This window comes from Spirosoma panaciterrae DSM 21099 (genome assembly GCF_000374025.1).
GTDB classification, from domain to species: Bacteria; Bacteroidota; Bacteroidia; order Cytophagales; family Spirosomataceae; genus Spirosoma; species Spirosoma panaciterrae.
The window spans coordinates 428,132-442,289 of record NZ_KB893173.1 but is presented as its reverse complement, the minus strand read 5'-3'; the positions used below and the strand labels follow the sequence as shown (position 1 = coordinate 442,289).

Here is a 14,158-nt window from a genome sequence, read left to right as displayed (position 1 = left end):
GATTATTATACCTGCAACAATGAATTGCCCCTTGTCATTTCAGTACTGTATCTGCCGTAATGAAAAGCCCGCTTCTTGTAAAAAGAGCGGGCTTGTTTTTTTGATTAGGGGGCTCGATCGGGTAAACGGTTAGGCGGTTTTGACCAGATCAACCAGTGTTTCGATCCAGAGGGGGCTGTCGTTCAGGCTTTCGACCAGTTGCCAGTGCTGGCCTCCCGATTGTTCGAACAACTCTTTGTATTCTACCCCCACTTCAATGGTTGTTTCCAGGCAGTCAGCTACAAAAGCGGGCGAGAATGCCAGCACACTTTTAATCCCTTTGCCGGGGAGTCCTTTAATGATATCATCGGTGTAAGGTTGTATCCAGGGATCTTTGCCTAATCTTGACTGAAAGCTGGTTGTGTAGCGACCTTCGGGAATACCCAGTGCCTTAACGATCAAACGGGTCGTTTCGAAGCATTGCGCCCGGTAGCAGTGCTGGTTGAGTGCATGAAGGGTATTGCAGCATTCGCCCAACTGACAAACTCGTTTTGTAATGTCTCCTTTATAAATCTGGCGTTCGGGCAGACCGTGATAACTGAACAGGAAGTAATCGTAGTCGTAGGCTTCCATATGCTTCCGGGCAATCTGGGCGAAGCCTTCAATAAACTTCGGATGCTCCAGAAACCGATTGACGAACCGAATGGCAGGAATCACTTCCCAGCTTTTCAGTAAATCCATAACCAGTTCATAAATAGAACCCGTTGTGGCTGAAGCGTATTGGGGGAAAAATGGAATAATGATGAGTTCGGAAAGCCCCTCTTGCTGGAACGCCTTCAGCCCCGCTTCGATGCTGGGACTCTGGTAGCGCATGGCCAATTTGACAACGTAGTCGGTGCCCAGTTCCTTCTGAAGCTCTCGCTCAACGATCTGACCATAATATTTCAGAGGTGAGCCCGACTCGGTCCAGAGTTCTTTATAGACTTTGGCTGATTTGGGCGCACGAAATGGGGCAATGATGCCATTGACCAGCATAAAACGTGAGGCAAACGGAATGTCGATAACACGACCATCCATCAGAAATTCACGCAGGTATTTACGAACATCAGGCACAGAGGGGCTATCGGGTGTACCCAGGTTAACCAGTAGGACGCCCGTTTTGCCTATTGATTTTCGGACTGAAGTAGGAGACGTTTCAACAGAAAGGTTCATGAAAAGGCTAACAGAAATTTGAAGCGGTAAGTTTATTGTCGGTTTATGATGGATGAATCGTACTGGAATCGCTATACGTTGTATAAACCGAAGCGCATCGACTTACTTTGCTTCGTGATAGCGGCTTAAATCGGTACGGGTGAAATCGCTGAAGACCTCGCCGGGCAAGCCCGTAAACACCATGATGTCCGAAAGGTCATGACTACCTCGTTCGCTGGCCAGTAAAATGTCGCCATGTTGCTGATAGTCGTCCCAGGGAACTACAAAAAGAGGTTGCTTATCTGTTAATTTGCCAAACTGAGCCCACTGACTCACCAGGCGGGTTTTTTTATCGATCCAGATCTTATGACGTACACCGGGTGCCAGGTTGTTGGTTTTGTAAGTAATCTGTAAAATATCAGCCGCTTTGCCCGCCTGAGTGGTTTCGGTGCCCAGATATTTGAGTGTGGCTCCAGCATCTTTGAGCTTAAAGGGCATAAGCAGCCAATAGGAGTCGTTCAGCCAGTTACGTTTGCCCTGTCGAACGTACTTCATTACCGAGTCGGGTTCGGTCAATTCTTCTCCATTTCGGTAAACCCGGCCCTTGTCGCTATTGATATTCAGCAAAATAGTCTGGTCGTCGAGTACATTGTCGATCCGAACATTTCCGGAATATTTATCCCATACGAATTTGCGGAGGCCATTGAAATTCCAGGCAATCAGTTGGGTGTCGTCCCAGGCAGGTCGGCCTCCCATAGCTGCCATAACTTCATCGGCGATCTGAACCGCACGCGCATCCGAGCCCGCCAGGTCAAAACCAGGGAGCGGAGGATTGATCGACTTCGGCGATTGAGCCAGCGTCATAAAGCCAGTGAAGCCAACGAGCAACCAGGCAAGGATAAGTGCTTTCATAGGTTAGTTAGTGAGGATTTTACCCGCAAAAATAGAACAAGGACGGTTTCTTTTGGTTTGAGAAGCTTTAGATTTGTTATTTAAGTATGGTATAGGATGGATTATGTATGCTAAAGGATGCATGATGTATGATATTTTTCCTATACATCATACATCCTATACCATACATAATCCATATTCCATGACGCTTTCTCAACTTGATTATATTGTTGCCGTTGATACCTACCGACATTTTGCTACGGCCGCCGAAGCCTGCCATGTTACGCAGCCTACCCTGAGTATGCAAATCCAGAAGCTGGAAGACGAACTGGGCGTATTGGTGTTCGACCGCTCGAAGCAACCCGTAGTACCTACCGAAACCGGGCAGGCGATTCTGGCACAGGCGCGGGATGTGTTGCGGGCTGCCCGTCGAATTCCTGAAATTGTCAGTGAATCGAAAGATGATATTCGGGGTGATTTTCGAATTGGCATCATTCCTACGCTGGCGCCCTATCTGCTGCCTTACTTTATTGGAAGTTTTATTCAGAAGTATCCGGCTGTATCGGTGCAGATACAGGAATTGGTCACGGAGCAGGTTATTGAACGGCTCCGTAATGGACTGATTGACGTGGGGCTGGTGGTTACGCCATTGGCTGAGAACGGCATTACCGAAATGCCCCTATTTCAGGAGCCTTTTGTGTTGTATGCAGCTGAGTCAAATCCGTTATTGAACGGGACGTCTATTCGTTCGGAAGATTTACAGGCCGATGGCCTTTGGCTACTGACCGAAGGGCATTGCTTTCGAAATCAGGTAATGAACTTGTGTGGCGCCGATCGACAGTCTACAGGAGGAACGCCCCTGCGTTACGAAACGGGATCGCTCGAAACGCTAATTAAACTGATCGACAAGCAGGGCGGTTTTACCTTACTGCCTTATCTGGCTACGCTCGATCTGGATGCTACCCGGTGTGCCCGGCTCCGGCCCTTCGAAACACCCCAGCCCGTTCGTGAAGTGAGTCTGGTGATGCACCGCAGTTTTTTGAAACGAAAGCTGATCAATGCATTTAAGTCCGAAATACTGGACCATCTGCCCGATACGTTGGTTGGTTCGGTAAAGGTGGGCAAAACCGTTCGCTTAAAATAAACCGGCCTTTTCGGATTTTAGCTTTGGTTAGTCGTAGAATGCTGTTGCGGAACAAACCCTGACCCCTTGGCTTCTTCTGGTATGACTCTATGTTTACGTGGGTATGGCACAGCTTTGCGGGTAAAACAGGGCCGTTGTATCCGATTTTTCAGCCTACTGGTTTTCATCTGCCATTATGGCTATGCCCAGGAAGTACTGGACACGCAGCCTTTGCCCGTAACATCGGTCTGTGCGGGTGCGTCCATCGATATTATAGCCTTTCGGACGTTTGGCAGCAATTCCTTATCGGTTGAGCTTTCAGCAGATGGGCTTGTATACAGCGAAATTCCCTCGTCGCTGGTATCGGCTTCCGGGCGGTATGAAGTGACGTACCGGGCTGTAATCCCGGCTACTACACCCATTGGGGCTACTTATCGGATTCGGGTCATATCAAAAAATCCACCGATCATGGGCAATCCCAGCCCAACAATCCTGACGGTTAAAGCGCGGCCCGCCCCACCAACCGTCGATAGTCTTGTGCTGGACTGCCAGCGTGTGTTGCCAAGTGGAGACCTTATTTCGATTATTTCGACAACGGTTGTTTCGGGAGCCAATGCTATGCTTTATAACGAAAATCAGGTTTTTGTGCGCCCAAGTGATAGGGCCAACGATGCAGAACATCAGGCGTTTTTTATTCCAAAACCCTACCTCGGTAACACGAACTACAGCTATCCGGTAAAGGAAACGGTTTATTATGTTGCGCAGTCGGTCAATGGGTGTGAGAGTGAAAAAGTGAAAACCAAACTGCGGATTTTATACAGACCAACGACGGGGCCTTTCCCCACTAATGGAAAGGCTTATGACATTGAGCCGCCAAACTGGCCCCCAACCTACTACGGAACGATGGCCTACTGCCTGAATAGCCAGCCCGACCCGTTGAACGTAAATGGACACATTGCTCCTCCGCCGAATTACCAGGTTGTTTATCGCCTATTGCCCGATACGGTTCAATCCACGACCCCGCCAATTCCGAAGACAACGGCGATGGTTTGCCAAACGTATGAAATGGCATTGGTCCCCATCGACCCAACCCGAGGATGTGCTAACTATGGATCATTGAATACACGCCTGACCGTTTCGATCAAGCCATTGGCAACGGCTGCACTGACTGGCGATCAGAACATACTGGAAGGGCAACCCGCCAGTTTGTCAGTCGTATTTACAGGAAACGCTCCCTGGACATTTGCCTACCGTGACAGTACTAGCGCTGGGGCCGAGAAAAGTAGCTCGGTCACGACTGATGCCAATCCGTATTGGCTTCGGGTAAGTCCCAGGCAAACGACTGCTTATAGACTCTTGTCCGTAAGTAATGAATGTGGGGAGGGCGCTGTAAACAATCGGCTGACGGTCGTCGCTGTCAGTCCAGTATTGGGCATAGAAGATAACTCGCTGGCCGATGCAATCGAGGTCTATCCAATTCCAGTAACAGCCTCCGTACGTGTGCATATCCGGGATTTACCGCCTACCCAAACCGCCATTCTGGAATTGACCGATCTGACGGGCCATTCGCTTACTAAGCTGGAAAGTCGACAGACCTCAGTGTCTATGCCACTGGATAAGACCCCACCCGGAACCTATCTGCTACACGTACAGGTTGGTGATCGCAAAACCACGAAACGAATTGTAAAGCACTGACAAAGAGCGGTAAAGTCGTTTCGTGGTTTTGCTGCAACGAATTACCATATAGTCAAAAGTCAGGAAGCCTATTGTAGAAAATACTAGCTTGCAAACTACTCTGCTGACGATTCTATGGGTAAAACTCTACATACGGTCTTATGGCTTCTTTTACTTTTAGCGGGCAAACAAACCCTACTGGCGCAAACGGCTTTGGTGGGGAGCCGGCTGGTTGGCGTTGGCCCGGATCGGCAACCGTGTCTGACTTCGCAGCAGCATGCGGATATTCAGCAGATGCTTCAGACTAAACTGGCATTATTGACGAAAAATGGAGCCCGAAGAGCGGCAACGCATCCTGTTTTTACGTTTCCGTTACGTTGGGCAAAAAGCCAGGCGCCTTATGGGTTCTGGACCATCTCCAATTATGTGGATCTAAACCCGGCTCTCGGCCCCGATGATGTAAACCAGTATACCACTTCCAATCTGGATTACAACTGTGGCAACCGGACCTATGATCAGAAAAGTGGCTACCAGCATCAGGGAACGGACATTTCGCTCTGGCCATTCAACTGGTCGGTTATGGCGGGCGAGTACGTGAAGGTAGTAGCGGCCGCGCCGGGCCTGATTATTTCGAAAAGTGACGGCAACGACGATCAGAGTTGTGGTTCGTTTAGTAGTGCCACCAGCGACTGGAACGCTGTTTATATCCGGCATGATGACGGCTCGGTGGCCTGGTATGGGCACCTGAAAAAGCAGTCCCTAACCAGTAAAAGCATTGGTCAGCGCGTTGAGGAGGGGGAGTTTCTGGGCTTTGTCGGCAGTTCGGGCCGGTCGTCGGGGCCCCACCTGCATTTTGAGGTGTACAATGCACAGGGAAAGCTGATCGATCCATTTCAGGGCGCCTGCAATAAAACCATTACCGATGCCTGGTGGAAAGAACAGCCCCTGTATAAAGATAAGATGCTTAATCGGCTGAGTGTTCATCTGGTCCAGCCTGTGATGGGCGTTTGCCCCGGCTCGGCCAATGTGACCAATGAAGTCCTCGTCGCCCAACCAGGTCAACGGTTCTATTTTTACGCTTTCGGGCGTGAACTGGAGACTGGCGATCCAGTCCAGTTCGATGTATTTCAACCCAATGGACAACGCTTTACCACCTTTCAGGATAAAAGCTCATCTACGTTTACCAACTTTTACTGGTATATCTATGCGACGATCCCAGCCGATGCCCCCGACGGGCAATGGAAATTTCGGACCACGTTCAATGGAAAAGTGTATGAGCAATCGTTTTTTGTGGCCAAAGATCTCCAATCAGTGGTTCAGATTACACCTTCGGGGAAAACGACGTTCTGTACAGGCGATAGTGTTACGCTGACGGCCAATATTGAAGCCAATCAGTATGTCTGGAAAAAAGACGGGGTTGTACTCAGTAAACGTACGGACCAGGCGATCGTTGTCCGGGAGTCGGGTACGTATACGGCCGAATTGACGGGGGGCGTTTCGAATACTGTTGCCGTTACGGCATTACCAGCCCTTCTACCAACGGCTTCGCTTACGGGTAACCAAACGGTTTACGAAGGCCAACCGGCCAGCCTATCGGTTACGTTTACCGGGGCAGCTCCCTGGAATTTCAGCTATCGGGATAGTACCGCCAATGGACCAGGGGCTGTGGTTTCCCTGATTGCCACGGTCAATCCCTATTTGGTTCAGGTAAAGCCTCTTAAATCAACAGCTTATCAATTGGTAGACGTGAATAATGTGTGTGGAAAAGGTGGGGTGGTTACCAGGAGCGTTTTCGTGGTTGTTGCCCCACTGCTTGGCGTCGACGATCCTTCGCCAATGGCTGATGTAGATGTATATCCCGTTCCGGCAACCCATGCGGTAACCGTTCAGATCAATGGCTTAGCTCCAGGCCAGATAGCCTTGTTAACGTTGACGGAGGTAAACGGGCGCCCCGTACAGGTGCGTGAAACCCGGCAGGCAGCGTCTACGATTCAACTCGATGCGTATCCGCCAGGAACCTACCTGCTGCACATCCAGATTGGCGATCGAAAAACTACCCGGCGCATTCTAAAATGGTAGCCTGATTTAATGGCTCTGTTTTTCGATGCGCTGGTAGGCTTTTCTGAACGATTCTCCTGATGCCACGGCAGTGGTCAGTGCGGGTACGTTTCGCCGGCCTACGCGCGACAGCCAGCGGGCTACTTCATCAGCCGCTATCTGATAGGCCAACATGGTATGGTTGTAATCGCTTCCAAAGAAGTCACGGGTCGTTTCCAGTTCCGAAAGTTTTAGCATCGGATGATGGGTGTAGGGTCTGGTAGGCTCATGATCTGGTCTCGAAAAAGTCGTTTCTGGCTGATCGGGGCGTTCCCAGATTGCAGGGTGACTATATCGATAATCGACCATAAGCGCCAGCCCTTCGTTGAACCATTGCGGTATCTGGCGCTTTACCCGCCACCAACCCAGCCGGACAAACAATTCGTCGTGACACAGTTCATGCGCAATGACATCGACATCATTCCCATCGGGTCCGAGGATCAAATACGCACTACCCCATGGCGTGCCCAGGCTACAACCTGCTCCTTCGCCCCCGGCGCAATACTGCTCATAGTCGGGCTGAGTAGGGCAGTAAATCAGAATGGCCCGCACTTGCTGACTTCCCCAAAAACGCCGGATGCGATTCCGGGCCTGACCAACATACGTACGAAACGCGGAGCGTTGCTGTGGTGTAGCCGACCGACCGATATATACGTTGGGCATACCTTGGGCTGCCTGGAAGTTGCCGGATTTTTCAATCCATACAGAGCGGAGAATCTGAGGGTTAAGCAGCAAAAAACCAATTGGCAGTGCAATTAGTACGAGCAGACCATAACGAACAAAGACGTTTGCTGGCATGGAAGTTTACAGTTGGCCGGGGTGATCTGAACAGGTTCTTCGTCGGAAGCTGCGCAGCCATCAGTGCATGATTATTCCGGCTTTTTATCGAAAGCGAATCGGTAAAGATAAGGTGCTTTGTGGGCTCCTCCACTGTATTGTTTGTCGAGCCGTTCCAGAATCTCCAGACTGAGCATCTTTCGCTGGAATCCCGATCGATGTAGTTTCTGCCCTAAAATGGTTTCGTAAAGTCGCTGTAAATCAGCCATAGTAAAGGTTTCGGAGAGTAGGTTGAAGCCGATCAGTTTCCGGTCCAGTTCAATCCGTAAAGTGTCCAGCGCTTTCTGAACAATTTTCTGGTGGTCTTGCATCAAAGGCGGCAGGTTGGCCAGGTCGTACCAGTCGCAGCGGTCGGCCAGCAGATCGGGTACGGGTACGGCTTTCGTGAAGTCGACCAAAGCATAGTACCCGACCGAAACGAAGCGACGGAGCAGCCAGTGATGATCGGAGTAGTTGAGGCCATGCGCCGACATAATGGCCCTTAGGGGAGTGGGATCGTAGCGGTCGAGGTCGCCAAACGTATAAAACTGCTCCAGATAAATACCCTGTAGGCTGGTTCGTTCGGCAAGTACGCGCCGGGCTGCATCATTCAAATTCTCCGTTTCCCGGACGAAACCACCCGGCAAGGCTAACCAGTTGGTGTTCTTGTATTCCAGAAGCAGAATCTTTAGCTGGCCTTCATGAAACCCAAAAATAACGGTGTCGATAGCCAGACTGGGCAAAAAACCTGCACCATCGGCCTGTATTTCTTCGGGATGTAATCGCTCACGCATACGGTTCGTAATTTTTCTTCGGTCAAAACATCGCTTTGACAGCACTTCGTTGACGGCAAGTAACAAAAACTTTGGTAGTATCGGAGCCAGTTTTTATTATTGTAACAAATTGTGACAATAATACATAAAATCCTTAATTGACTTCAAATGAAAACCTTTTTAGTGCTTTCGCTTCTGACAACCCAACTGGCCTACCAGGCTGTGGCACAGTCGACAGCAGGTCCGCAGATCAGGACCGCGAATGGGATGGTAGAGGGCGTTACGGAAGCCAGCGGTATTCGTGCATTTAAAGGCATTCCGTTTGCACAACCCCCGGTCGGTGATTTGCGCTGGAAAGAGCCCCAGCCTGTTAAGAACTGGCAGGGTGTGCGTAAAACCGATCATTTTGGGCCACGTGCCATGCAACGCGCTATTTTTGGCGATATGGGATTCCGGTCGGATGGTATGAGCGAAGACTGTTTATACCTTAATGTATGGACACCCGCCAAGTCGTCGAACGAAAAACTACCTGTACTGGTCTATTTCTACGGGGGCGGTTTTGTTGCTGGCGACGGTTCAGAGGCCCGGTATGATGGCGAGAGCATGGCTAAAAAGGGCATCGTTGCTCTTACCGTAAATTACCGCCTGGGCGTTTTCGGGTTCATGGCACACCCCGAACTGACCAAAGAGTCTCCCCATCATGCATCCAGCAATTACGGGTACCTGGACCAGACAGCAGCCCTTCGCTGGGTACAGCAAAATATTGCCGCATTTGGGGGCGATCCAAAGAAAGTAACCATTGCAGGGGAGTCGGCAGGTTCAGTATCGGTAAGTGCCCAGATGGTGTCGCCTTTGTCGAAAAACCTGATTGCAGGGGCGATTGGTGAAAGTGGCTCGTTGCTTGGTACTTTGCCACCGTCGACCTTATCGGCGGCTGAAGAAATGGGGGTTAAGTTTGCGACGGGTGCAGGAGCTAACTCATTGGCCGAATTACGGGCGATGTCGGCCGAAAAACTGCTGGAAGCAACGGCTAAACCCGGTGTCCCCTGGTTCACGTCGGCTATCGATGGGTACTTCTTTCCGAAAGCTCCGGCGGAGCTGTACGCGGCTGGTGAACAGGCACATGTGCCTTTGCTGGTTGGCTGGAATTCGGAAGAAATGAACTACCGCGCCGTAATGGGACAGGAAAAGCCAACGGTTGAAAATTATACCAATGCCGTCAAGAAGCTTTACAAAGAGCAGGCCGACGAGGTGCTGAAAGTATACCCGGCCAGCTCTGACGAACAGGTAATGCAAGTGGCTACCGACCTGGCCAGTGATCGGTTTATTGGCTACAGCACCTGGCGGTGGTCCGACCTCCAGGCCAAAACAGGGGGTGGTAAAGCCGTGTATCGCTACATGTATGCTCGTCCGCGCCCGGCCATGACGGCAGCTATGGGCGATGCGGCTCCTGGACTGGCTGGTGGTGTTGTAAAAGGGGGCGATGCCGCAGCTATGAAAATGCCACCGGCTCGTGGAGCAGTTCACTCAGCCGAAATTGAGTATGCTATGGGAAATCTGGCCAGCAATAAAGTGTATGCCTGGACCCCCGACGATTATAAGGTGTCGGAAGTGATGCAGAACTACTTTGCCAACTTTATCAAAACCGGGAATCCCAATGGACCAGGCTTACCCAAATGGGCACCTGTTACCAGCGATAAGGCTGTTCCGGTGATGCGTATTGATGTAAATACCCACGGCGAAACGGAGCAGAATCGGGCCCGTTATGTGTTGCTGGATCAGCTAAGCACGAAGCAATAGAACGAAAGTCGTTGAAAACAAAGCGTCCCGAAAGCTCCAGGTTTTCGGGACGCTTTGTTTTCTGTAGAATGACTACAAGCGATGGGTAATCATCTCGGCAACTTCCCGACCTGTTTGCATGGCCGCATTGATGGATGGATAAGCGGTATGATCGCCACACTGATACAGATGCTCGATCAGTTGAAGCGGTTGCCGAAGTACGTTCTCACCTGCCTGTTCGGGATTGTAAGCTGGTAAAGCGTCAGGAATGGTATACGTTCGTACATGCTTCCAGTGTTGTACCTCATCGCCAAACCAGCCGCTTAATTCCTGCTGAATCTGGCTGGCCAGCGTAGTGTGGTCTATAGGGGCTAGGTTGGGTAGATTTTGCGTACTTACCGAAATCAGGCTATGACCTTCCGGGGCGTAGGTAGGCGCTACATCACTCATAACGGCAAGATGATGTACGACCGAATGGGCCTGCGTATTCAGCATCAGAAGTTTTTTGGCATTCACTGGGCTCGGAGATTTAGGCGCCGAAAAATAGGTACAGGTTGTCTGATTGAAAGCCGGCTGGAAAGGCTTGCCGTTCTCCCGGTCTGACCCGCTATAAAGCGCAGCCGCCTGAGCACCATCAACAGCCAGTACGATTGCTTTAGCCGTCAGCGTTTTTCCATCGACTAGCCGCACGGTATTCCCATTAACTTGTTCGACCGGGCGATTCAGCCAGATTTGGCCGGGTAGCAGCCGTTCGGCGAGCTGTGCCGGGATTGCCCCCATCCCGTTGGCCGGAACGGCAGCTTCGCCTTTGAAAAACATATGAAAACAGAACTCAAAAAAGTTGCTTGAGGTCGATAGGGCATCTTCCAGAAAAACCCCGCCAAAAAATGGTCGGAAAAAGCGCTCGATGATCTGATCCGAAAACCCAAACTCCCGCAGAAACGACCGGGTTGTGCTGGGCTTCTGCTGGAATAATTCATCGGTCGATGACCCCTGTGTTCGACGCATCAGTTCGGCAATACGTAGTTTATCGCCGATTGTGCCTACAGATGAAGCCAGCGTTTGAAATACAGCCGTTGGCTCTTGAAGTGGATTGACCAGCGTAAGCCACTGATTCTGGTCGTGAATGAGCGCTCCTGATCGGAAAGATTGCAGATTGAGTGCCGAATAATTGAGCAACCGCTGTGCTTCAGGATAAGCGGTTAGCAGGATTTGAAATCCTCTGTCTAGTTGAAACCCATCGACCTGATCGGTGCGTATGCGTCCGCCAACGCCATCGCTGGCCTCCAGCACGAGCGCATGGATACCGGCTTGTTTCAAATACACCGCACAGGTCAGCCCTGCGATTCCGGCACCGACAATAATAACAGGCGATTCAGTATCTGATGAATCAATTGACATGGTGAAATCGTATTTAGCGCTAAAATAACGGTCAAAGTTAATGGCTGAACATACTGAATGGTCAATACGACCTTTTGTTGTGGTACTTTTTTAATAAAAATTGGATATTTCAAATTTAATAAAAATATAACAAGCTGATAATCAAATGATATTATTTAATGGTTCTTGCTTTTTTTTAGAAAACGTTAATTTTGCGGCAGCTTCCTGGGTTATATACACATGAATCTATTGGTTGTTGATAATTTCGATTCGTTTACCTACATGCTGGTTGATTATTTGCAACAGGCTGGAGCCACCTGTCGTGTGGTTCGGAACAACGAATCGTGGGAACGATTGACAGAGGGCCCGGTTGATGCCGTTGTCTTATCGCCCGGCCCAGGTGTCCCCAGTGAGTCAGGCTCGTTGATGGGCCTTATTCAGTATTTTCATCAGCGGGTTCCTATGCTGGGGGTTTGTTTGGGGCATCAGGCCATTGGTCAATATTTTGGTGCTGAGCTAAAGCCTGCCCAACGCCCGATGCATGGTAAAGTATCGACCATTCGAACGCTCACGAACGATGTGCTCTGGCAGAAGATGCCCGAAACATTTGATGTGACTCGGTATCACTCGCTCGTCTTAACCAACATGCCGGATGCGCTGGTGACAACGGCTCTTACGGAACAGAATGAGATCATGGCTATGCGACATCATGCGTTGCCTATCTGGGGAATCCAGTTTCACCCCGAAGCCGCTTTGACCCAATATGGATTACAGCTTATCAAAAACTGGACCGACTTTTTAACAGTTAATTATAGAAAAACAGATTTTATCACAGCCTTAACCAGCCAGTACAATGAGCTATACTATTAAAGAAGAAGCCGGGTTTCGATTTGTTGATGAAGGAGAAGGAGACGTATTGCTGCTGTTGCACGGCCTGTTTGGGGCGCTTAGCAATTGGGATAGTGTAATTACTACCTTTTCGGGGCGTTATCGGATCGTGATTCCTTTGTTGCCGATTTATGAGATGCCACTTCGTCAGGCTAGTTTAGAGGGGCTGGTTGCCTTTATCGAGAAATTCGTGGCTCAGAAAGACCTGCACAATCTGACCTTGCTGGGCAATTCGTTAGGAGGCCATTTGGCTATTTTATATACATTCAAAAATCCTGATCAGGTCCGCGGCCTTGTGCTGACGGGTAGTTCGGGTTTGTTCGAGAATGGAATGGGAGGCTCCTTCCCGAAACGGGGAAGTTATGATTACATTGCCGAACGAGTAGCGTATACATTCTACGACCCCAAAGTAGCCTCCAAAGAGTTGATTGATGAGGTATTCGAAATTACGAGCAGTATTCCTAAGTGTATGAGCATTGTGGCGATTGCCAAGTCGGCACAACGGAACAATGTAGCCAAAGATCTGCACAAAATTCAGGTGCCAACGTTATTGGTATGGGGCCTGAACGATACCATTACTCCGGCGGAGGTTGGCCATGAGTTTAATCGGCTGATTGAGCATTCAGAATTGTACTTTATCGATAAGTGCTGCCATGCACCCATGATGGAGTGCCCCGATCGATTCAACGAATTGCTGGATAGCTGGCTTGCCCGACACTTCGTTGGTGAACTGGTGGAATAATGATCCGGCCGATTCGTAAAGTGGCGATTGCCTAATTAACGGCTTCACCAATCGATCAAAATTTGAACTATGGAAGTTTTTCTGTAGTTTTCTGGCAACAGTTTTCTGTTAAAACACTACACGCAACGTATATGCTGGCTGCCGAACTAATAGATCCAATGCTTCCAGCCCTGAAACCGACCGATTCGGTTGCCCGGGCGCTCGACTGGATGCAGGAACACCGCGTCGGGCAACTTGTTCTGACCAGTGAGGGCGAATACCGAGGGATTGTAAGTGAAGAATTACTACTGGATGCTGGTGACGACGAGCAACCTGTGGGGGGAGTCATGCGGCTGTTTGAGCAGATGTATGTACTGGAAGATCAACATTTGTACGAAATCCTGGGTCTGGTGCTTCAGCATCAGATGGAAATAATCGCGGTTCTGAACGAAGGGCGGGAGTTTATTGGCACCATCTCGGTCAATGAGTTGCTCAAACAGTTTGCTCAGGAATTGGGCGTGCAGGATGTTGGCGCTATCCTGATTCTGAATCTCAACGAACGGGATTATTCCATGTCGGAGATTAGCCGCCTGATCGAATCCAATAACGTCAAAATTATTAGCAGTTATTTTTCAAGCGCAGCCTATGGGATGCCCGACCGATCCCGGTTGACTATGAAACTGAATCGGCGTGATATCACTCCCGTCATCTCCACGCTCGAACGCTTTGGTTATCATATCGAAGCCGCCTTTGCCAACGCTCCGGTCGAAAGCATTGACCAGGAACGTCTTGATTCGTTGCTTCGGTATTTAAATACGTAAATTAGCAAAGGGCGAAGGGTAGGGG

Annotated in this window: 12 protein-coding genes; 7 read left to right on the top strand and 5 right to left on the bottom strand. The window is 50.0% G+C overall.

The genetic code is table 11. From position 1 onward, the window contains the following. Positions 1-129 precede the first annotated feature (129 nt). Positions 130-1,191 carry a ferrochelatase gene (hemH, locus tag B153_RS0105335; RefSeq protein ID WP_020595646.1) on the bottom strand — a complete coding sequence of 354 codons (1,062 nt, stop codon included), beginning with the start codon at positions 1,189-1,191 and terminating at the stop codon, positions 130-132. Between the two features lie 102 nt (positions 1,192-1,293). Next, on the bottom strand, positions 1,294-2,082 hold the full coding sequence (locus B153_RS0105330) for a hypothetical protein (protein ID WP_020595645.1): 789 nt from the start codon (positions 2,080-2,082) through the stop codon (positions 1,294-1,296). A 181-nt stretch (positions 2,083-2,263) separates the two neighbouring features. On the opposite strand from B153_RS0105330, the gene B153_RS0105325 reads away from it, so the two are divergent. The 3 genes from B153_RS0105325 to B153_RS36505 all read left to right on the top strand — a co-directional run bounded on the left by B153_RS0105325 (position 2,264) and on the right by B153_RS36505 (position 6,937). Next, on the top strand, positions 2,264-3,205 hold the full coding sequence (locus B153_RS0105325) for a hydrogen peroxide-inducible genes activator (RefSeq protein WP_020595644.1): 942 nt from the start codon (positions 2,264-2,266) through the stop codon (positions 3,203-3,205). Positions 3,206-3,286: 81 nt separating this feature from the next. Continuing rightward, on the top strand, positions 3,287-4,879 hold the full coding sequence (locus B153_RS0105320) for a T9SS type A sorting domain-containing protein (protein ID WP_020595643.1): 1,593 nt from the start codon (positions 3,287-3,289) through the stop codon (positions 4,877-4,879). 114 nt (positions 4,880-4,993) lie between these two features. Then, the gene (locus B153_RS36505; protein ID WP_020595642.1) at positions 4,994-6,937 is read left to right on the top strand and encodes a peptidoglycan DD-metalloendopeptidase family protein; all 1,944 of its coding nucleotides are present in this window, start codon (positions 4,994-4,996) and stop codon (positions 6,935-6,937) included. A gap of 6 nt (positions 6,938-6,943) precedes the next feature. Here the strand turns inward: B153_RS36505 and B153_RS0105310 are convergent, their stop codons facing one another. Beyond that, positions 6,944-7,753: a hypothetical protein gene (locus tag B153_RS0105310; protein ID WP_020595641.1), complete on the bottom strand. Its 810-nt coding sequence runs from the start codon at positions 7,751-7,753 to the stop codon at positions 6,944-6,946. Between the two features lie 71 nt (positions 7,754-7,824). Further along, on the bottom strand, positions 7,825-8,565 hold the full coding sequence (locus B153_RS0105305; RefSeq protein ID WP_020595640.1) for an NUDIX hydrolase: 741 nt from the start codon (positions 8,563-8,565) through the stop codon (positions 7,825-7,827). 147 nt (positions 8,566-8,712) lie between these two features. Between B153_RS0105305 and B153_RS0105300 the strand changes: the two genes are divergently transcribed. Then, positions 8,713-10,344 carry a carboxylesterase/lipase family protein gene (locus B153_RS0105300; RefSeq protein ID WP_020595639.1) on the top strand — a complete coding sequence of 544 codons (1,632 nt, stop codon included), beginning with the start codon at positions 8,713-8,715 and terminating at the stop codon, positions 10,342-10,344. A gap of 72 nt (positions 10,345-10,416) precedes the next feature. Here the strand turns inward: B153_RS0105300 and B153_RS0105295 are convergent, their stop codons facing one another. Next, on the bottom strand, positions 10,417-11,724 hold the full coding sequence (locus B153_RS0105295) for an NAD(P)/FAD-dependent oxidoreductase (RefSeq protein WP_020595638.1): 1,308 nt from the start codon (positions 11,722-11,724) through the stop codon (positions 10,417-10,419). A 219-nt stretch (positions 11,725-11,943) separates the two neighbouring features. On the opposite strand from B153_RS0105295, the gene B153_RS0105290 reads away from it, so the two are divergent. The 3 genes from B153_RS0105290 to B153_RS0105280 all read left to right on the top strand — a co-directional run bounded on the left by B153_RS0105290 (position 11,944) and on the right by B153_RS0105280 (position 14,133). Continuing rightward, positions 11,944-12,573 (top strand): anthranilate synthase component II, encoded by a 630-nt coding sequence (locus tag B153_RS0105290; protein ID WP_020595637.1) that lies wholly within the window; start codon positions 11,944-11,946, stop codon positions 12,571-12,573. Further along, positions 12,557-13,333, top strand: a complete 777-nt coding sequence (locus tag B153_RS0105285) for an alpha/beta fold hydrolase (protein WP_020595636.1) — start codon at positions 12,557-12,559, stop codon at positions 13,331-13,333. Before B153_RS0105290 ends, B153_RS0105285 begins: the two co-directional genes overlap by 17 nt. Before the next feature lie 131 nt (positions 13,334-13,464). Continuing rightward, positions 13,465-14,133, top strand: coding sequence for a CBS domain-containing protein (locus B153_RS0105280; RefSeq protein WP_020595635.1), 669 nt, complete (start codon positions 13,465-13,467; stop codon positions 14,131-14,133). Positions 14,134-14,158: the final 25 nt, after the last annotated feature.